This is a genomic window from Oleiphilus sp. HI0086 (genome assembly GCF_001635225.1).
The window spans coordinates 1-812 of the sequence record NZ_LWFZ01001472.1 but is presented as its reverse complement, the minus strand read 5'-3'; the positions used below and the strand labels follow the sequence as shown (position 1 = coordinate 812).

Genomic DNA, 812 nt, shown 5'->3' with positions numbered 1-812 from the left:
GCTTGTTTTAACTGGGAAGCTACGAAATACGCATTGGCTCTCCTCACTTTGGTCAAGATCGTCTTCTTCAACTGCTTCAGCAGTAACAGGGAAGGATAGCTGCCAGTCAGCGTCATTCTGAACCGCTTTAATGAAGTCTTCGGTAATTAGTAATGAAAGATTGAACTGACGTAGTCGGCCGTCTTCACGTTTTGCACGTACGAAGTCCAGAACGTCAGGGTGGTGTACATCAAAGGTCGCCATTTGCGCACCACGACGCCCACCAGCAGATGAAACGGTGAAGCACATCTTGTCAAAGATATCCATGAAAGATAGAGGGCCTGAAGTGGTTGCACCTGCACCAGCAACGTAAGCACCTTTAGGGCGTAGCGTTGAAAACTCATAACCAATACCGCAACCAGCTTTAAGAGTTAGGCCTGCTTCATGGTTTTTGAGCAAGATATCATCCATTGAATCGAACACAGTACCCGAGACAGTACAGTTAATGGTTGATGTTGCCGGCTTATGCTCGCCTGCGCCGGCATTAGACATGATTCGGCCGGCTGGAATAACGCCGTTTTCTAGTGCCCACTTGAAGTCGTTGTAGACGGTTTCTCTTTTGCCCTCTTCTTCTACAGATGAAAGCGCTTTGGCAACACGCTCATAGGTAGCGTCAATGTTTTGATCGACGGTCCGACCAGTTTTAGGATTTAGCTGGTACTTAGTGTGCGAGGTATCATGAGAGGCGTCGTGAAATGGTCGTGGAGAGACCAGTGGTGCGACGTTGGCGTTCATGTATGATCTCTATCTGGAATATCATTTTTTCAGTTGTT

At 47.5% G+C, this 812-nt stretch carries 1 pseudogene; it reads right to left on the bottom strand.

The annotated features are described in order from the left end of the window. A pseudogene (locus A3756_RS24975) lies at window positions 1-774 on the bottom strand (ribonucleoside-diphosphate reductase, adenosylcobalamin-dependent); the annotation flags it as partial. Between the last annotated feature and the right edge of the window lie 38 nt (window positions 775-812).